This is a genomic window from Halobaculum halobium, assembly GCF_030127145.1.
GTDB classification, from domain to species: Archaea; Halobacteriota; Halobacteria; order Halobacteriales; family Haloferacaceae; genus Halobaculum; species Halobaculum halobium.
Genome location: NZ_CP126158.1, coordinates 2351249 through 2368516 on the forward strand (window position 1 = coordinate 2351249; position 17268 = coordinate 2368516).

Annotated in this window: 18 protein-coding genes; 7 read left to right on the plus strand and 11 right to left on the minus strand. The window is 70.9% G+C overall.

Features of this window, described 5'->3' with window-relative positions; genetic code table 11:
• Positions 1-15 precede the first annotated feature (15 nt).
• From P0Y41_RS12260 to P0Y41_RS12270, 3 genes are all read right to left on the minus strand, one after another.
• Positions 16-897: a class I SAM-dependent methyltransferase gene (locus P0Y41_RS12260; protein ID WP_284063416.1), complete on the minus strand. Its 882-nt coding sequence runs from the start codon at positions 895-897 to the stop codon at positions 16-18.
• A complete protein-coding gene (locus tag P0Y41_RS12265) occupies positions 786-2195 on the minus strand; it encodes a hypothetical protein (RefSeq protein WP_284061606.1) in 1410 nt (469 codons plus the stop codon). Before P0Y41_RS12265 ends, P0Y41_RS12260 begins: the two co-directional genes overlap by 112 nt.
• Before the next feature lie 221 nt (positions 2196-2416).
• The gene (locus P0Y41_RS12270; RefSeq protein WP_284061607.1) at positions 2417-3070 is read right to left on the minus strand and encodes an HVO_0476 family zinc finger protein; all 654 of its coding nucleotides are present in this window, start codon (positions 3068-3070) and stop codon (positions 2417-2419) included.
• 231 nt (positions 3071-3301) lie between these two features.
• On the opposite strand from P0Y41_RS12270, the gene P0Y41_RS12275 reads away from it, so the two are divergent.
• Positions 3302-4243 carry an ATP-grasp domain-containing protein gene (locus P0Y41_RS12275; protein WP_284061608.1) on the plus strand — a complete coding sequence of 314 codons (942 nt, stop codon included), beginning with the start codon at positions 3302-3304 and terminating at the stop codon, positions 4241-4243.
• Between the two features lie 123 nt (positions 4244-4366).
• Here the strand turns inward: P0Y41_RS12275 and P0Y41_RS12280 are convergent, their stop codons facing one another.
• Positions 4367-4747 (minus strand): Hsp20/alpha crystallin family protein, encoded by a 381-nt coding sequence (locus P0Y41_RS12280; protein WP_284061609.1) that lies wholly within the window; start codon positions 4745-4747, stop codon positions 4367-4369.
• Positions 4748-4937: 190 nt separating this feature from the next.
• Here P0Y41_RS12280 and gap point away from each other — a divergent pair, with 190 nt between their 5' ends.
• Entirely contained in the window at positions 4938-5996 is a 1059-nt protein-coding gene (gene gap, locus P0Y41_RS12285; protein ID WP_284061610.1) for a type I glyceraldehyde-3-phosphate dehydrogenase, read from the plus strand.
• A 1-nt stretch (position 5997) separates the two neighbouring features.
• Here gap and P0Y41_RS12290 read toward each other — a convergent pair whose 3' ends face one another.
• Positions 5998-7701, minus strand: coding sequence for a sensor histidine kinase (locus P0Y41_RS12290; protein ID WP_284061611.1), 1704 nt, complete (start codon positions 7699-7701; stop codon positions 5998-6000).
• Positions 7702-7837: 136 nt separating this feature from the next.
• Here P0Y41_RS12290 and gcvT point away from each other — a divergent pair, with 136 nt between their 5' ends.
• The 3 genes from gcvT to P0Y41_RS12305 all read left to right on the plus strand — a co-directional run bounded on the left by gcvT (position 7838) and on the right by P0Y41_RS12305 (position 10695).
• Positions 7838-9016 carry a glycine cleavage system aminomethyltransferase GcvT gene (gcvT, locus tag P0Y41_RS12295; RefSeq protein ID WP_284061612.1) on the plus strand — a complete coding sequence of 393 codons (1179 nt, stop codon included), beginning with the start codon at positions 7838-7840 and terminating at the stop codon, positions 9014-9016.
• Positions 9017-9215: 199 nt separating this feature from the next.
• Positions 9216-9590 carry a glycine cleavage system protein GcvH gene (gene gcvH / locus P0Y41_RS12300; RefSeq protein WP_284061613.1) on the plus strand — a complete coding sequence of 125 codons (375 nt, stop codon included), beginning with the start codon at positions 9216-9218 and terminating at the stop codon, positions 9588-9590.
• Between the two features lie 76 nt (positions 9591-9666).
• Positions 9667-10695 carry a hypothetical protein gene (locus tag P0Y41_RS12305; RefSeq protein WP_284061614.1) on the plus strand — a complete coding sequence of 343 codons (1029 nt, stop codon included), beginning with the start codon at positions 9667-9669 and terminating at the stop codon, positions 10693-10695.
• A gap of 8 nt (positions 10696-10703) precedes the next feature.
• On the opposite strand, the gene P0Y41_RS12310 is transcribed toward P0Y41_RS12305, so the two are convergent.
• A complete protein-coding gene (locus tag P0Y41_RS12310) occupies positions 10704-10901 on the minus strand; it encodes a hypothetical protein (protein WP_284061615.1) in 198 nt (65 codons plus the stop codon).
• Between the two features lie 199 nt (positions 10902-11100).
• On the opposite strand from P0Y41_RS12310, the gene gcvPA reads away from it, so the two are divergent.
• Both gcvPA and gcvPB read left to right on the plus strand, forming a co-directional pair.
• Positions 11101-12441: an aminomethyl-transferring glycine dehydrogenase subunit GcvPA gene (gene gcvPA / locus P0Y41_RS12315; RefSeq protein WP_284061616.1), complete on the plus strand. Its 1341-nt coding sequence runs from the start codon at positions 11101-11103 to the stop codon at positions 12439-12441.
• A complete protein-coding gene (gcvPB, locus tag P0Y41_RS12320) occupies positions 12438-13970 on the plus strand; it encodes an aminomethyl-transferring glycine dehydrogenase subunit GcvPB (RefSeq protein ID WP_284061617.1) in 1533 nt (510 codons plus the stop codon). Before gcvPA ends, gcvPB begins: the two co-directional genes overlap by 4 nt.
• Before the next feature lie 95 nt (positions 13971-14065).
• On the opposite strand, the gene P0Y41_RS12325 is transcribed toward gcvPB, so the two are convergent.
• The 5 genes from P0Y41_RS12325 to P0Y41_RS12345 form a co-directional block, all read right to left on the minus strand.
• Positions 14066-14260, minus strand: a complete 195-nt coding sequence (locus P0Y41_RS12325; protein ID WP_073306691.1) for a cold-shock protein — start codon at positions 14258-14260, stop codon at positions 14066-14068.
• Between the two features lie 76 nt (positions 14261-14336).
• A complete protein-coding gene (locus tag P0Y41_RS12330) occupies positions 14337-15872 on the minus strand; it encodes a carotenoid oxygenase family protein (protein WP_284061618.1) in 1536 nt (511 codons plus the stop codon).
• 46 nt (positions 15873-15918) lie between these two features.
• Positions 15919-16359 carry a universal stress protein gene (locus P0Y41_RS12335; RefSeq protein ID WP_284061619.1) on the minus strand — a complete coding sequence of 147 codons (441 nt, stop codon included), beginning with the start codon at positions 16357-16359 and terminating at the stop codon, positions 15919-15921.
• Between the two features lie 79 nt (positions 16360-16438).
• Positions 16439-16843 (minus strand): fluoride efflux transporter CrcB, encoded by a 405-nt coding sequence (crcB, locus tag P0Y41_RS12340; protein WP_321170851.1) that lies wholly within the window; start codon positions 16841-16843, stop codon positions 16439-16441.
• Positions 16840-17235 (minus strand): fluoride efflux transporter FluC, encoded by a 396-nt coding sequence (locus tag P0Y41_RS12345; protein ID WP_284061620.1) that lies wholly within the window; start codon positions 17233-17235, stop codon positions 16840-16842. The genes crcB and P0Y41_RS12345 overlap by 4 nt, the downstream gene beginning before the upstream one ends.
• Between the last annotated feature and the right edge of the window lie 33 nt (positions 17236-17268).

The following is a 17268-nucleotide window of genomic DNA, read 5'->3' on the forward strand; positions in this document are numbered from 1 at the left end:
GAGAACGGCTTCCCGTCAGTCGGTGGTACCGATCGCGGCGCTGCGCCCGGTTCCGGGAATCGCCGCCATCCGTACGTCGGTGAGTCCGGCGTCGATCAACCAGTCGCGGACGGGTTCGGGAGCGTGGGCACCGCCGTGGCCGGCGGCGAGTCCGCGAACCTCCGCCGTGACCGTCGCTCCGACGTCTCCGTCGCCGTCGGCGAACACGTCCGTCGCGACGACGGCGCCGTCGCCGCCGAGGAGGTCGGCGGCGGTCGAGCAGATCGCGCGCGCCTCGGCGGGATCCATCGCGGAGAGGGCGTCGCCGAGGAACGCCACGTCGAAGCGGGGATCGAGGGCCGCGGGGGTGCCCTCGTACACCCGGACGCTGTCGCCGTGCACCCGGCCGAGCAGCTCGGCCGTCGCCGGCGACGTGACCAGCGTCGCATCGAACCCCCGGGCGGCGAACTCGGCGGCGTACACGCCCGATCCCCCGCACACGTCGACGACCGCGTCGGCGTCGGGGGCCGCACGGACCGCGGCGGTGACGCACGCGCGGACGGTCTGCTCGTCGCTGGCGTAGTGGGCGCCCAGCGCGTTCGCCTCCCACGCGTCGTGGCGCTCGGGCGGGACGTCCGTCTCCAGCGTCTCCGGCAGCCCGGTGAGTTCGTCGAGCGCGTCGAGTTCGTGCGGGACCGACCCGATGGAACGCACGTCGCGCTTGGCGAGCATGCCGAGCGCGCGATTCGTCGGCTCGTACTCGCCGTCGACGAGTTCGAAGAAGCTCAGGTCCGCCAGCGCCTCGGTCAACCGTTCGGCTGCCTGCTCGGACACGTCAGTCGCGGCAGCCACCGCCGCCGGCGTCCCCGCCGTCGACAGCAGCGCCTCCAGCACGCCCGTCCGCCGCGCGGCCCACACGAGGAACAGCGCCTCGGTCCCGAGGCCGGTTCGGTCGTCGCTCGGCATCGGTTCGTGAGATTTCCGGGAGGAGGAAAAGACCGTCCCTCCGGGTCGCGGCCGCGTCGGCCTCGCGCGACCAATCGCCGGTCCGGCACGAGTGACGATTCTCGCGGCGCGAGCGGCCGTACGACCTGCTCGCGCGCGGCGGTGCGTCGTCGCCTACGGCTCGCGCAGGCCGTCGACGACCCCCGAAACGCGGCTCCGTCGAGCGCGACCGAGGGCCCCGCCCACGCGGCGTATCGGGTCCCGTCCTCGCGCCACAGCGCCTCCCACGCGCCGCGGTCTTCGTCGAGCGCGGCGTAGTACACGTCCGTGCCGCGCAGGTTGATCCGCTCGCGTCGCTCGGGCGTCTGATCGGCCGGCTCCGGCGGGATGGTCGGTGCGAGCGGGCTCGCCTCGCCGGCGGCGGTGACCCAGAGGTGGTCGCTCCCGTTCGCTCGGTTCCGGAGGACGACCTCGACCGCGTCGGCGTCGGGAAAGGCGAGCGCGGAGTCGAGGATGAACACGTCGTCGGTCGCCGGCACCAGCGGGCGGGCGGGCGGGTCCCTCGCGAGCGCCGCGAGCGAGACCGGACGGCTCTCGTCGTACGGGCGCGGCCCCGAGTACGCCCACAGGCCGTGCGGGACGCCCGGCGGCCGACAGCCGTACCGGACCCAGTAGTTCAGCGCGTGAAACGGCGCCGCGCGGACGTCGCGGCTCGCGGCCGGATCGGCGGGCTCGACTCCCCGCACGAAGGCGGCGAGTTCGTCGTCGTCGAACGCGCCCTCGGTGACCGACGCCTCGACTTGGGCGCGCTCGCGCTGGATGCACGCGCCTCGTCTCCCCTCGTAGTCGGTGCCGAGCCAGCCGACGGCGTCGCCGCAATCGACGGGCGTCGGCTCGGGCGTGCGCCACAGGGGCGCGACGCCGGCGGCCGGCGGCGCCCAGTCGTACAGGAACTGTTTGACCCGCAGGGTGCGCCCGTCGCCGCGGACGACCGCCCGAACGCTCGCGGGGTTGCCGTCGCTCCACGGCGTTTGCCCGATGTCGGCCGCCTCGACGCCCTCGGGCCTGCCCGGCGGCTGTTCGGGTCGGTACGTGACCGTCTCGACCGCGCAGTCGTCGGGGAGCGCCGTCGGTTCGTGAACGACGAAGTTGGCGTTGGCGGCGGCCTCGGCGAACGTCGTCTCCCGGGGTCGCTCGGCCGCGTCGGGGTCGGTCAGCCGGGCACTTGGGTCGGCGACGCGCCAGTGTCGCTTCGGATCGCGATCGCTCATCGACACACCTCCGCGACGGGGTGGGGACCGGTTCGCATGATTCGACACTGGCCGCGTCGGGGCAAAAGCGCTCGCTGAAGCTCGTTTCTATCTGCGAACTGTCAGAAATTGGCGGCACCACGCTCGCTCCGGCCGACGACGCGTGGGCAACGGCCGACTCCGCGCAGCCGTCGGCTCCCGACACGGGCGCCCGCTCCACCCAGTTTGCCGCGGCAGGTGACTTACCAGGCGGACCAGGCGGCGGTTTTCGTGTCGCGGGCGTACACGCGCTTCACGTCCTTTGCGTACACCATGTCGCCCTCGTGGTCGAACTTCTCGTGGCGGTAGGTGTCGGCGGCTTCGTCGCGGACTTGGACGCCCTCGACTTCGAGTTCGTCGTCGCCGAACGAGACCGTCTCGCCGACGACGAACTCGTAGTCGCCGGGGACGTACACCTTCAGGCTCCGGGTCTCGTCGCGGCGGCCGTCCTTCGGGTGGACGGTGATGTTGACCGCGACGTTGTCGACGACGCGCGTCCAGACGGTCGCGGCGTGGTCGAGGTCGGACTCCTCGACGCGACGGTCGCCCGACAGCTCGATGGAGGTGACGCGCACCTGCTGGATCGCCTCCTCCGTCTCGACGATGAACTCGTCGCCGGTCGCGACCTGCTGGTCGGGCTCCCCGTCGAGCGTCGCGGTGTAGGAGTCGCCGTCCTGCGAGACGACCACGTCGACGTCGACGGTCGTCGGCTCGGGCACCTCGACCTTGTGGGTGTGGCCGCAGACCGTGCACTGCACCGTGGCGTGACCGCCGGGCTTCAGCACCTCGTGGGGCGTCTCCTCGCCGCAGCCCGGGCACTCCACGGGCACCTGCGAGGGAACGTCGGAATCGCTCATACTCCGGATACCGCGTCGCGCCGTAAGAAGCCTCGTTTCTCCGGATGCGTGTGTGGTTGCGTGTCGGGGTCCGTCGCCGACGGAAGGCGCGGGTCGGCCCCGGCGATCGACGCCCGTGCGGGACATCGCGGGGGATAACTGCGGCCGTGGCGACGGCCCGATCGATCACCCGGCGGTCGCCGACGGCCGTCGGAGCCGAACGGCTAACTCCGCGGCGACCAAGGCACGGACATGCCCGTCCCCTCGGCCCCCGTCGACCCCGACATCCGGCTCGCGGTCACGACGCGCGCGGAGACGTTCGAGCGCCTCCGCGAGCGACTCGCTCCCCACGATATCGCCGTCGAGCACGTCCAGCCTGACGAGCGCGTGCTCCGGGTCGCCGGCGGCGACGTGGACCGCGACGCCGACGCGAACAGCGACAGCGAGGGCGCCGACGAGTTCGCCGGCTTCGACGCCGGCTGGGTGTACCCGTCGCGGCTGATGGAGGGGGCAGTCGTCGACGCGCGCCTCGGCGTCCCGTGGGTGAACGGCCGCGATGCGGTCCTCGCCTCGCGCAACAAGGCGGGGGCGCTCGCGCGCCTCGCCGACGCCGGCCTCCCGGTGCCGACGACGCGTCTCGTGTCGAACCCCGCCGACGACGAGGCTGTGCTGGCCGCGGCCGACGAAGTTGGGTACCCGCTTGTCGTCAAGCCGAACTCCGCGACCCGCGGCGTCGGCGTCGCGAGGGTGTCTGACCCGGACTCGCTGCTCGGCGTGACCGACTACCTCGATCTGGTCCACGACTACCGCGCGACCGGCGACAAGTCGTACCTGCTCCAGGAGTACCTCCCCGACGCCACCGACTACCGGGTCATGGTGCTCGACGGCGACTACGCCGGCGCGGTCGAGCGCCGGCTCCCCGAGGCGGCGCTCGCGGCGGGGAACTGGAAGCACAACGTCCACCGCGGCGCCGTCGCCGAGGGCGTCGATCTCCCCGGAGCGGCTCGACGGCTCGCCGAGCGCGCGGCCGAGACGCTTGCGATCCCGCTGCTCGGAGTGGATCTGCTGGAGTCGGAGGGTCGGCTCGTCGTCTCGGAGACCAACGCCAGACCGACGATCGACGCCGCCGAGAAGTACCGCGATGGGTTCGACGCTTCCCTGGCGACGCTCGTGCGGCGAACGGCGAACCGGTAGGCTGCAAAATCGGTAGATCGCAAACCGGTAGACCGCGACCGATCGGCTGCGAAGCGGGGACCGGTGACGGAACTCGGTGAAGACAGAAGCAGCAGGCGGCGGAGGCGGAACGCGGCGGCTGGGCTACTCCACGTCGATGTCGGCAGACGGCTCCAGCGCGTCGAAGGTGACTTCGAGCACGCCGTTATTGAACGACGCCGACGCGGAGTGCTCGTCGACGCGAACGGGGAGTCGGACGCGCTCGTCGAAGCGGCGCCCGGCGGTCTCGGCAGCGATCGTGAGCGTGCTGCCGTCGCACTGGAGGTCGATCGCCCCCTTGTCGACGCCGGGGAGGTCGGCCACGAGGCGGAGCGTCTCGCCCTCCTCGTACACCGCCACGTGGGTCTCGTCGCCGAAGCCGGCGTCGCCGACGCCGGGCTCGCCGGCCGCGCCGGTCATCTCGCTCATCATCCGCTCGATCTCATCGAAGATGTCGCCGAACGGATCGTCGCGGTCGTCGCGCATACTCACTCCTGGTAGTTCGCTCCCCCGAATAAGCCTTCTCCCCCCGGCAGTGTCAGTCCGCTGTCCTGCCGTCGCTCTCACCCCGAAACCCGCGGAGGAATCGTCGCGGTCGGCGACAGCGACGACCGAACTCGGCCGCGGATCCGACGCACCCGCAAGCGATAAGTCCCCGCAAATCGGTTATTCGTATATGAGTAAATCGTATCTAGCCGCGGGCGACGACGTCGACGAGCCGGTCCGCGTCGGACTGAACGGATTCGGTCGGATCGGCCGCAACGTCTTCCGCGCGGTGCTCGAGGACCCGCGGATCGAACTCGCTGGCATCAACGACGTGATGGACGGCGAGGAGATGCGGTACCTCGCCGCCTACGACACGGTGATGGGCCGCCTCGACGGCGTCAGCTACGACGCCGACGCGCGCGAGCTGCAAATCGGCGACACCGCGGTGCCGATCCTCGACGAACAGGACCCCGCGGATCTCCCGTGGGACGAGTTCGACGTGGACGTCGCCCTGGAATGTACCGGCGTGTTCCGCACGAAGAGCGACGCCGAAAAGCACGTCGAGGCGGGCGCAGACGTGGCGGTGATCTCCGCGCCGCCGAAGGGCGAGGAACCGGTTAAGCAGCTCGTGTACGGCGTCAACCACGAGGCAGAGTACGAGGGCGAGGTGGTCGTCTCGAACGCCTCCTGTACGACCAACTCAGTGACGCCGGTCGCGATGGTGCTCGACGAGGAGTTCGGCATCGAGTCGGGAACGCTGACGACCGTCCACGCGTACACCGGGAGCCAGAACCTCGTCGACGGTCCGAAAGCGAAGACTCGTCGCGGCCGTGCGGCCGCCGAGAACATCGTGCCCACGTCCACGGGCGCCGCCCAGGCGGCCACCGACATCCTCCCGCAGCTGAAGGGCAAGCTCGACGGCATGGCGATGCGTGTCCCCGTCCCGAACGGGTCGCTCACGGAGCTCGTGGTCGACCTCGACTCGTCGCCCTCCCCGGAGGAGATCAACGAGGCGTTCCGCGACGCCGCCGACTCGGGCCCGCTCGCTGGCGTGCTCGGTTACACCGACGACGAGGTCGTCAGCCGCGACATCCTGGGGCTGCCGTTCTCCTCGTACGTCGACCTCCGCTCGACGAACGTCGTCGGCGAGCACGACGAGGGGATCGCGAAGATCCTGACGTGGTACGACAACGAGTACGGCTTCTCGAACCGCATGCTCGACGTGGCAGCCTACGTCGACGCGTACTGAGTCACCGGGACTGCGAGGCGACCGTCTCGGAATCCGCTCCGGGTCCTGTCGCGCCGGAGCTCTGATCTGGTTCGGTACACGCCCCCCGGACCCCGATTTTGACGCCGCCGTCGTAGTCGCCATCGACGGCGGCCGTCCACCCGTGAACACGGGCGAGCGTTCGCACGTTCGGCAGTGCGATCCCCGCCTCCGCGTCGGGGACGGCGCCGCCGTACTCGAAGAACGCCTCCGGGTCCAAGTCGGCGTGCTCGTGTCCGTCGTCGGCCACCCACAGCCCACCTTCGACGAGTCGCACGTGGACCCGGCTGGCCTCGTTGTGGACGGCGAACCGGAACGCGCTCACGAGCAGCGACCGAAGCCGGTCGGGGTCGCCACGGATCGAGCCGCCGTTCTCGCGGTTGAACTCGACCCCGTCGGGGTCGAGCGAGCGCCACGCCTCGTCGGCGGCGGCGGCGAAGTCGATGTCCTCGGTCGCCTCGATCGTCTTGCCCTTGCGCGCGAGATCGGCGAAGTCTTCGACGAGCTGTCGCATCCGCTCGGCCGTTCGTGAGGCGGTCCTGAGGGAGTCACGGGCGGACTGCACGTCGCCGCGTTCCAGCTCCGAGCCGGCGATGTCGACGCGGCCGGCGACGATCTGGAGCGTGTTGAACAGCTCGTGGCGCATCGCGGCGGCGATGGACTCGAGCTGTTCGTTCTGTCTGGCCAGCTCCTGTCGCCGTCGCTCTGCCTCGGTCACGTCGCTCAGCATCACCAACCGACCGATCTTCCCTCGGGCCCGGACGAACTCGGTCGTAGTGACGAGGTAGTAGGTGCCGCCGGAATCGTCGCGCTGCTCGAGCAGTCCCTCGTCGGCGTCCAACTCGGCGGCGAGGGCCGGAAACACTTGGTCGAGGCGGGCCCCGTCGGCGCCGCGGAGCGTCGGGAACGCCTCGATGGCGTGTTCGTTCACGTCTCGGACCCGGTCGTCCCCGTCGAGGTAGACCAGCCCGTCGTCGACCCCGTCGGATAGCTGCACTGAGAGGAATCGGTCCTCGAAGACGTACAGCGTGCCGACCGCGAACACCGCGACGCCGACCGGCTCGAGGCTGAGATCCAACAGCGATTCGCTCACGATTTCGGCGACGTCGAACGCGACCGGCAGCGCCGTCGCCCCGACGAGCGCGGCGAGCGGTCGCGTGTCGAAGTCGGCCTCGAGGAACTGGTCGAACAACATGAAAAACCCGATCGCGACCAGTGAGTACGACAGCCCGGTGACGACCCAGTGAACGACGCCCTGCTGGATCGCGAGGTGCGCGAACGGCGTCGAGACCCACTCGGATGTGAAGTAGTAGCCGTGAAGTGGGTTGGTCACCTTGACCGCGACGATGGCGACGTAGGTGCCGACCGCCGCGCGTCGATACGTCGTGTTCCGGTGAAACGCCCGTCCGGTGTACGCCGAGGCGAAGTAGAGCCACGCACCGACGGTGGTCAGGCCGATGATCAGCCCTGTGAGATACAACGCGTACTGATACGCGGGCGGCGCAAGGAGGTACGCGAGCTGTGCGGCCGCCCACCCGCCGCTGGAGAACAGCAGCCCGATAAGTCCGCGTCGGGTCTCGTCGTCGTCGATAGCGACCGCCCGCCGGAGCGCGAGCCCACAGCCGACGACCGCGACGACGTACGCGAGGACGTAGTAGAACAGTCCAGACGTCGCTGTCCCAAGCATCACTCGCTCTACTTACTAGCGGCTCTAAATGTGTCGGTCCTGACTATCTGTCTTGAAATTCACGCCGGCGATCGCGCCGGCCACCTGTCGGTTCGGAATACCAAAGGATTACTCGGGGGCGACCGACGAGCCAGGTATGACGCTCCGGAACCCGCCGTTGCGCGAGGCCCACGCCGAGCGCGACGCGAAGTTCACCGAGTTCGGCGGGTGGGATATGCCCGTGGAGTTCGATTCGATCCGCGCCGAGCACGCGGCGGTGCGCGAAGCCGCCGGCGTCTTCGACGTCTCGCACATGGGCGAGATCGAGGTCGCCGGCCCCGACGCGACGGCCCTCCTGAACCGGCTCACGACCAACGACGTGACCACGCTCGACCCCGGCGACGCTCAGTACGCCGCGATCACCCGGGAGGACGGCGTAATGCTGGATGACACTGTCGTCTATCGGCTTCCCGACGAGGAGCGACCGAGCGACGGCGCGAACGGCGGCGCCGTCGACGCGGGCGGGGACGACGCCGGCGAGCGCGAGGGCCCCGAGGCGGTCCCCGCGTACCTGTTCATCCCGAACGCGGGCCACGACGCCGAGATGCACGAGCGGTGGGTCGACCATCGCGACGAGTGGGGCCTCGACTGCGAGGTCCGCAACGTCACGGAGGACTGGGCGATGTTCGCGGTCCAGGGCCCCGACGCGCCCGACCTCGTCGCGAGCGCGGTCGACGACGGCGGTCCCGACGTGCGCGACCTCTCGCGGTTTTCGGCGACGTTCGCCCCCTTCGGCGGTGCCGAGTGTTGGGTCGCCCGCACGGGATACACCGGCGAGGACGGGTTCGAGGTGCTGTGCCCGTGGAGCGCCGCCGAGGCGGTGTGGGCGCTGTTCGCCGACGAGGCGACGCCGTGCGGCCTCGGCGCGCGCGACACGCTCCGGATCGAGCAGGGGTTCCTCCTCTCGGGACAGGACTTCAACCCCGAGGACGAGCCGCGGACGCCCTACGAGGCCGACATCGGCTTCGCGGTCGATCTGGACACCGAGTTCGTCGGACGCGACGCGCTCGCCGCGCAGGCGGAGGCGGGCGTCGAGGAGACGTTCGTCGGGATCGAACTGCTCGACCGCGGCGTCCCGCGCCACGGCTACGACGTGACCAACGAGGACGGCCACGTCGTCGGGGCGGTCACCTCGGGGACGATGAGCCCGAGCCTCGACAAGCCGATCGCGCTCGGCTACCTCCCGGTCGACCTCACCGACCCCGGAACCGAGGTCAGCGTGGTCGTCCGCGGGCGCGAGAAGCGCGCGAAGGTCGTCTCGGTCCCGTTCGAGTAGCCCTTCGTTCCGTTCGAGCAGCGCGGCGAGTTGCCGGCGCTGTCGGTGAGTCGCCGCCGCGATCATCGAGCTGCCATCGCCGTCATCGACCGGCCCGAACGGGCACCGAGCCGCCGGCGCGCTCGCCGGTTCACCCCCGGCGATCCCGCGCGGGTTCGGATACACCCAAGTACCCCCGCCCCGCCAGTTCCGATAGACGATGAGCTTCGACGTTCCCGACGACCTGCGCTACCGCGAGTCACACGAGTGGATCGACCCGGAGACCGGCCGCGTCGGCATCTCCGAGTTCGCACAGGACGAACTGGGCGACGTGGTGTTCGTCGAGCTCCCGGGGGAGGGCGACGCCGTCGACGCCGGCGGCGAGTTCGGCGTCGTCGAGTCGATCAAGGCGGTTTCGGACCTCTACGCGCCCGTCTCGGGCGAGGTCGTCGGCGTCAACGAGGCGCTGTTCGACGCGCCCGAACTCGTCAACGACGACCCGTTCGGCGACGGCTGGATGCTCGAACTGGAGTTCGACGAGGGCGATCTCGACGACCTCCTCTCGGCCGACGAGTACGCCGATCAGATCGCGTAGCGACGCGATACCCGTCCCTGAAACGGTCGTTTTCGCCTCCGGATACTTCTTGCCGGGCTGTCGTGTACCGGCGCCCATGCCTCTCGACCGCCGATCGTTCCTCGCGACGACGGCGACGCTGGCCGTGACCGCCACCGGCGGCTGTACCGGCTGTGCGCCCTCCCCAACCGCCTCCCTCCGGATGGCCGCGGCCGACGACGCCGACATCGCCCGCGCGGCCCTCCACGCGTTCGGCGCGGGCGACGGTGCCGACGACGACCCCGAGAATCCGGACGCACTCGCCCGCGAAGTCGTCGAGACGGGCTCGGCGACCGTCGAGGACACCGACGAACCCCTTCCGACCGACGAGGCGGTCGTCGTCGACGACGGCGTGTACCGCTTCGCGGCCGAGACAGTCGACTCCCGCGAGATGCGCTCGTTCGGCGTGACGATCAACCCCATCCGGGTCGACGAGGGCGAGGAGACGCCCGGCCCGGACGAGCGCATCCGGTACGAGAACCTCCCCGCGGTCGACCGGGGGGTGCTGGCGAGTCGCGGCTACGACGACGGCCGCCCCGTGGGGATCGGGACGAGCCTGTCGTACCGTCCCGAGGCCGTTCCCGACTCGGCACTGGTTCCCGAGCCGGAGTATCCCGTGATCGTGTGGCCGGACGGCCCGGCGCGCTTCGAGGTGGACAGCGACAACACCTACACGGTGTACACGTACGAGCTGACGGCCGAGCGCGTCTCCTCGGCGGCCGCCTTCGGCGCCGACGTGCGCGAGCGGTTCGGCTTCGCGCTCGACGAGCTCCCCGCCGAGGAACGCGAGATCCTCGACACGGCCATCGACTCCGGGACGGCCGAACCCGACGGCGGGCCGCATCCCCGCGCCGGAACCGATTACCACGTCGCCCACGACGAGGAACCGTCACCGGCGTTCCGGTCGCTCGTGGACCGCTTCCGCGCCCGCGACCGGGTCGTCGTCCACGAGTGGCAAGCGGAGGCGTACGAGGAGTGGGAGGCCAGCGGCGAGTACGTCGTCGCCTACGACGGGACCACCTACTGGACGCGGCTGGTCGTGGACGAGTCCGTCTTCACCGAGACCCCGACGGACGGCGACTCCTGACTGCCCGACTACGCCCACCGGGCCAGCAGGAACCGCTCGGCCGCCTCGCGCCCGCGTTCGTCCACCCAGTTCTCGGCGAGGGGCTTCGAACAGTCGCGCGCCTCCATCACGCCCGTGACGAGGTCCGCGTACGGCCGCGGCGACACGGCGGGATCGTCGTCGACGTCGAGCGGGTCGGTCTTCGGCGGGTCGACGGGGTCGGCCATACGGGAACTGGGAGCCGCGGCGGCAAACGCTTCACGCCACCCGTACCGACGACGCCCTGCTCACGTCGTACGCGACGACAGCCGGCCACGCCGCCCGGGAACGAACGACTCTTGGTGGGCGCGCCGTAGGCACATCTATGGACAGACGTGGACACGCGGCGGCGTCGAACCCACACGGACGTGTCGGGGTGGTCCCCCGATGAGCGGACGCAGCGCGGGAACGGGCGGCTCGCCGTTCGCCCCCCACACCGCCGACGAGACGGCGGCGATGCTCGACGCGCTCGGCGTCGACGACGAGGCCGACCTGTTCGACATCCCCGAGGCGGTCGCCTTCGACGGCGAGTTCGGCATCCCACAACGCGGCGAGCGGGCGGTCGTCGGCGACCTCCGGGAGACGTTCGCGCGCAACGACGACCTCACCGAGTTCCTCGGACGGGGGCACTACTCGCATTACGTGCCCGCAGTCGTCGACGACCTCTCCTCGCGCTCGGAGTTCCTCACGAGCTACACGCAGTACCAACCGGAGATCACCCAAGGGTTCCTCCAGGCGCTGTTCGAGTACCAGTCGATCCTCGTCGAGTTGACGGGGCTCCCGATCGCCAACTGCTCGATGTACGACGCGGCGGCGGCGCTCGCGGAGGCGGCGCTGCTCTCGGACCGCGTCCGCTCGACCACCGGGTCGACCGTGCTCGTCCCCGCGGACCTGCGCGACGGCAAGCGGGGAACGCTCGACAACTACGTCGACGGCTCGGATCTGACCGTCGAGACGTACCCCTACGCCGACAACACCGCGGACCTCGACGCGCTCGCGGACGCGGTCGACGGGGACACCGCGTTCGTGTACGCGGAGTCGCCGACCGTGACTGGCGCCATCGAGCCCGAACTGGCGGCGATCGGCGACCTCGCGGACGAGCACGACGCGCTGTTTTGCGTCGGGTCTGACCCGGTCGCGCTGTCGCTGCTGGAGGAGCCGGCGTCGGTCGGCGCCGACGTGGTCGTCGGCGAGGCCGGGGCGCTCGGCCTGCCCGCGAGCTACGGGATGGGCCTCGGGCTGTTCGCCTGCAAGGAGGAGTTCCTCCGGCAGGTGCCCGGCCGCCTCGTCGGGAAAAGCGAGGACGCCGAGGACCGGCGGGCGTTCACGCTGACGCTGCAGACGCGCGAGCAGCACATCCGGAAGGAGCGCGCCACCTCGAACATCTGCACGAATCAGGCGTGGGTGGCGCTGCGGGCGGCGATGCACGCGGCGTACCTCGGCCCCGAGGGCCTCGTCGGTCTGGCCGAGGACTGTGTCCGCGACGCGGCGTCGGTTGCGGCCTCCCTCGACGCGCTCGACGGCGTGACCGCGCCGCTGGACGACCGGCACCACTTCCGCGAGTTCTCCGTCGGCGTCGAGGACGCGCCCGGCGTCGCAGCCGGCCTCGAGGACCGCGGGTTCGCCGTCCACGTCCTCGACGACGAGACGCTGCAAGTGTGCGTGACCGACCTGAACGTCGACGCGGCCGACGATCTGGTCGCCGCGTTCGCGGAGGTGACAGCATGAATTATGATCAGGCCCGCTACGGCGACGAGACGCGAAACGAGCCGCTGCTGTCGGAGAAGAACGCCACGGCACTCGACCCCGGCGAGGGCTCCGCGCTCCCGGACGATCTGACGCGCGATTCGCTGGAGCTGCCCGGGCTGTCGGAGCCGGAGCTGGCGCGACACTACACCCGGCTGTCGCAGATGAACTGGAGCGTCGAGGCGGGACCGTACCCGCTGGGGTCGTGCACGATGAAGTACAACCCCTCGTTCGCGGACGCCGTCGCCGCGGACCCGAACGCGGCTGTCCACCCCGACCGCGACCCCGAGACCGTGCAGGGGAACCTCGAACTCCTTCACGGGCTCCAGGAGTACCTCGCGACGATCGGTGGGATGGACGCCGTGACGCTCCAGCCGCCCGCGGGCGCCGCCGGCGAGTTCACCGGTATCGCCGTCGCGAAGGCGTACCACGAGCACCACGGCAACGACCGCAGCGAGGTGATCATCCCCGCGTCCGCGCACGGCACCAACTTCGCCACCGCGGCGATGGCCGGGTACGACGTGGTGGAGCTACCCTCCGGGGAGGACGGCCGCGTCGACGTGGAGGCGCTGGAGGCCGCCGTATCGGAGGACACCGCCGCGCTGATGCTCACCAACCCCAACACGGTGGGGCTGTTCGAGCGCGACATCGTCGAGATCGCCGACATGGTTCACGACGCCGGCGGCCTGCTGTACTACGACGGCGCGAACCTCAACGCCCTGCTGGGTCGGGCCCGCCCCGGCGACATGGGCTTCGACATCATGCACTACAACGTCCACAAGACGTTCGCCACGCCACACGGCGGCGGCGGCCCCGGCGCGGGGCCGGTCGGCGTCGTCGAGGAGCTGAGCGAGTTCCTCCCGCGGCCGCGGGTGCGCGAGGTGCCCGGTTCGGGCGGTGCCACTGACGCGGACACCGCCACCGCCGCGGACGGCGGCGAACTGGCGGATCACAGCCACGACCGCGGGCACGGACACGCGGACGACGCCGACGGCGACACCGAGTACGAACTGTTCGACCCCGAGCACTCGATCGGCAAGGTCCACGGCTTCTCGGGCAACTGGCTCGTGTTGATACGCGCGTACGCCTACATCCGACGCCTCGGCGACGAGGGGCTGCTCGACGCCTCCGCGAAGGCGACGCTGAACGCGAACTACCTCGCGAGCCTGCTCGACATGGACGTCCCGTACGGCCCGTTCCACCACGAGTTCGCCGCGACCGCGGGCGAGCGCGACGCCGCGGACGTGGCGAAGGGGATGCTCGACTACGGCGTCCACCCGCCGACGACGAAGTGGCCCGAGATGGTGCCCGAGGCGATGTTGACCGAGCCGACCGAGGTCGAGAACAAGCGCTCGCTGGAGGACCTGGCGCACGCGTTCAACGAGGCGTTCGCCGACACCGACGAGGAGTTGGACGCGGCGCCGACGAAGACCGCCTCGCGCCGGGTCGACCAGACCTCGGCGGCGCGCAACCCGCGGCTGTCGTGGCACGCGCTGGAAGGAGACGAGTAGGTCGCCGGGGCCGACGCCGCAGCTCCGGGGCGAGTGGGACGCGCTAAAATCGAAGTACCCGTCCTCCGTCGCCGTCAGGCGACGAGCGAACCGGCTTAGTTGCGGACGACGTTCGTCGCGCGCGGGCCCTTGGGGGCCTGTTCGATGTCGAATTCAATCTCCTCACCCTCCGTCAGATCCGGACCGCCAACGTCCTCCATGTGGAAGAACACGTCGTCGTCCTCGTCCTCAGTCGAAATGAAACCGTAGCCGCCAGTGTCGTTGAAGAAATCAACTTTTCCGTTTGCCATTGCAAACAAGTGTACAGGCCTTCGGGTCATAACCCTTCCGAGGGTCGTGGTACCACGAGGGTTCGACCCGGTCCGATCATGCCGTCGTCGGCCGTCGAGCCCGCAACTCGGGGAAGTACCGCCCGTGGAAGTCGAACGGCACCGCGTGCGGTAGTCGCGCCCGCGCCCGCTCCGTGAACGTCTCGCCGTCCAGCACCACGAGCGCCGAGCGGCCGGTCGTCGCGTCGCCGTCGACGCCGACGCCCTCCTCGAGCGTCACCGCGAGCACGACGCCGTCGTCCTCGGCCTCCCCGTCGGGGTTCGGCACGAAGATCGGCTCCCCGAAGTAGCCGCCGTCGTCGAACTCGACGGCCTCGCCGGTCTCGACGTCCAGCTTCAGGACCCTCCTCGCCCACTCGTTCACCGGACGGTCGGTGCCCATCGCGTAGACGTAGCGGTGCTCGCGACACCACCGCGCCGGCGACACGGTCGGGAGCGCGGTGCCGCCGTCGTACAGCGTCTCTCGGGTCACGGTCGCGTCGCCGACGCGGTACCGGCCCGACCCGCTCGCGCTCCCGAGGTCGACGACGAAGCGGTCGACCTGCGCGCCGAGCGCCCCGAAGCTCCCCGCCCGCAACTCGTCGAGGTACAGCGAGTCGATGGTCGTCGCGTCAGGCACCGTCTCCAGATCGAAGACGATCTCCCGGCCGCCGTCGCGCTCGAAGGCGTTCACGTGGTGGAAGCCGAACACGGCGTCGGTCACCGGGTCGGCGACCACCTCGCCGGTCGTGCGGTCCACGACGATCACCCGGGTCCCGCGCTCGGGCTCCCACTCGAACTGCTCGATGAACGGGCGCTGGCGCCCCGGCTTGAACAGCCGGACGGGGTCGAGCCGCAGCGGGAACTCCGCGATCACGACGTACCGCGGCGTCAGCGCGAAACTGTGGAGGTACGCGGGCTGCTCCGTCTCGACGCTGCCGACGTGTCGACGCTCGCCGTCGGGCGTGAGTGCGTGGACGAGATACCTGCTCGTGCGCCCGAACCGCGTCTCGACGGCGAGGAGCGCGCCCGTGGCGGGGTCGCGCTTGACGTGTGCGCACGCGAGGTGTCCGACGGGGCCGTCGTCGCCGTCGCCGGCGTCGTCGGTCCCGAGCGTGTCGAGGTCGTTCGGGTCGAATCGGACCCGCCGCGGCGACTCCGTGAGCGCGAGGTAGTCGTCGCCGACGCGCTCGGCGACGATGTTGGTGTTGTCGTACGGCTCTCGGAGGAAGGTGGCGAGCCGCGAGCGCAGGGTGGTCTCGCCGGTGGCGAAGCCGCCGTCGAACTCCCCGGCGCGGGCGGCCTCGTAGGCGTCGGTGCGGAGGAAGCGGTTGCGGTAGTGGACCGCGTCGCCGTCGACGGCGTCGCCGCCGGCGTCCCGCCCGCCGCCGCGGTTCCCGGGGTCGAAGGTGAACCGGTACAGCATCGCCAGCCCGTCGAACCAGTGGTCGACGGCGCTGCCGTCGGGGAACGAGAACGCCCCCGGACCGTTCCGGATCAGGCTGCCCGCGAGCCAGTCCGGGAGCGACCCCTCGACCGGGAGCGTCTCGGCGGTCTCCTCGTGCAGCGAGTGGAAGCCGGGGTGGGCGGTCACATGGACACCACGACGGCGAGGGGCTAATCGGTGTCGGCGGGTCGGCTCACCGAACGACCGTCACCGGAACCGACGACCGCCGCGTCACCTTCTCGGCGACGCTGCCCATGAGGACGCGGCTGAGCCCCCTCCGCCCGTGACTTCCCATCACCACCTGATCGACGTTCTCGCCCTCGTCGTCGAGGTAGTCGAGGATGGACTGGGCGGGCCCGCCGACCAGTCGAACCGTCTCCGCGTCGACGCCGGCCTCGTCGGCGCGCTCGGCCGCCGATTCGAGCAGCTCGTCGCTCGCTTCCTTCGCGGACTCCTCGAGCTCCTTCGAGTAGAACGCGTCCATGCCCTCGCCGTCGCCGGCGGACACCCACCGCGTCGGGTCGACGACGTTGACGAGGACGAGCGTCGCGTCCTCGTGGACCGCCAGCGCGTGATCGAGCGCCTTCGTGGACTGATCGGACCGATCGAGCGCGACAAGTACGCGTCGTGACATACGCGCAACGACGCCGGGGAGGGACTCGGGCGTTTCGGTCGCGACGGAATCGGCGCCGCTTCTCGGGACAGTCACCCGCTCACACCGCGCCGGCGAGAACGGCCGCGAGCCCGACTGCGCCCCCGGCGAGGAGGGTGTTGCCGGCGACGAAGGCGACTGCGCGTCCGCGCTCGCCGCGGTCCCACAGCCGCACCGTCGCCACCGAGAACGACGAGAACGTGGTGAAGGCGCCGCAGGCGCCCGTCCCCGCCAGCAGGAGGGCGTCGCCGCCGACGGGCCAGAAGACGAGCAGCCCGAGCAGGAAGCTCCCGAGGACGTTGACCGTCAGCGTCCCCAGCGGGAACTCCTCCCGGTTGACAGCCGACCCGATCAGGTGACGCGCGACGGCGCCGGCGGCGCCGCCGACGGCGACGAGTGCGGGATCGGGCACGGTCGCGAGCACCCCCACGGACGCGAGCGCCGGCGCGGCGGTCGTGAGGGTCACGCGCGCACCTCCCGGTCGGGCCGCGGGTCGACGCGGGCGGCGAGGTCGCGCCCGGCGAGCGCGGCCGCGAACCCGAGCCCGTAGCTGCCGAGGAGGTACGCCACGCCGACGAGCGGCGCCGCCTGTATCGTCTCGACGGTGAACGTGCTGTAGGTGGTGTACGACGAGAGCACGCCCGTCGCCAGCAGCGTCCGCGTCCGGTCGCCCAGCCGGTCGGTGCGAAGCGCCTCGTACAGCAGAACGCCGAGCAGCAGACTGCCGGAGACGTTCGCCGCGAGCGTCCCCCACAAGCCCGGGAGCGCCCCGCCGACGGCGTGGCGGGCCGACGCGCCGACGGCGCCGCCGGCAGCAACGAGCGAGCCAGTGAGCCAGGCGGGGTCCCGCTGCGACATACGCGGCACCTCTTCGGTGGGGCGTATCGCCCT

Bases quoted from the DNA above. Each gene is read 5' to 3' on its own strand.
- P0Y41_RS12290 (WP_284061611.1), bottom strand. From the start codon at position 7,701: ATGCTTGGGACAGCGACGTCTGGACTGTTCTACTACGTCCTCGCGTAC.
- P0Y41_RS12275 (WP_284061608.1), top strand. From the start codon at position 3,302: ATGCCCGTCCCCTCGGCCCCCGTCGACCCCGACATCCGGCTCGCGGTC.
- gap (WP_284061610.1), top strand. From the start codon at position 4,938: ATGAGTAAATCGTATCTAGCCGCGGGCGACGACGTCGACGAGCCGGTC.
- P0Y41_RS12325 (WP_073306691.1), bottom strand. From the start codon at position 14,260: ATGGCAAACGGAAAAGTTGATTTCTTCAACGACACTGGCGGCTACGGT.
- P0Y41_RS12310 (WP_284061615.1), bottom strand. From the start codon at position 10,901: ATGGCCGACCCCGTCGACCCGCCGAAGACCGACCCGCTCGACGTCGAC.
- P0Y41_RS12345 (WP_284061620.1), bottom strand. From the start codon at position 17,235: ATGTCGCAGCGGGACCCCGCCTGGCTCACTGGCTCGCTCGTTGCTGCC.
- gcvH (WP_284061613.1), top strand. From the start codon at position 9,216: ATGAGCTTCGACGTTCCCGACGACCTGCGCTACCGCGAGTCACACGAG.
- P0Y41_RS12335 (WP_284061619.1), bottom strand. From the start codon at position 16,359: ATGTCACGACGCGTACTTGTCGCGCTCGATCGGTCCGATCAGTCCACG.
- gcvT (WP_284061612.1), top strand. From the start codon at position 7,838: ATGACGCTCCGGAACCCGCCGTTGCGCGAGGCCCACGCCGAGCGCGAC.
- P0Y41_RS12305 (WP_284061614.1), top strand. From the start codon at position 9,667: ATGCCTCTCGACCGCCGATCGTTCCTCGCGACGACGGCGACGCTGGCC.
- gcvPB (WP_284061617.1), top strand. From the start codon at position 12,438: ATGAATTATGATCAGGCCCGCTACGGCGACGAGACGCGAAACGAGCCG.
- gcvPA (WP_284061616.1), top strand. From the start codon at position 11,101: ATGAGCGGACGCAGCGCGGGAACGGGCGGCTCGCCGTTCGCCCCCCAC.
- P0Y41_RS12270 (WP_284061607.1), bottom strand. From the start codon at position 3,070: ATGAGCGATTCCGACGTTCCCTCGCAGGTGCCCGTGGAGTGCCCGGGC.
- P0Y41_RS12265 (WP_284061606.1), bottom strand. From the start codon at position 2,195: ATGAGCGATCGCGATCCGAAGCGACACTGGCGCGTCGCCGACCCAAGT.
- P0Y41_RS12280 (WP_284061609.1), bottom strand. From the start codon at position 4,747: ATGCGCGACGACCGCGACGATCCGTTCGGCGACATCTTCGATGAGATC.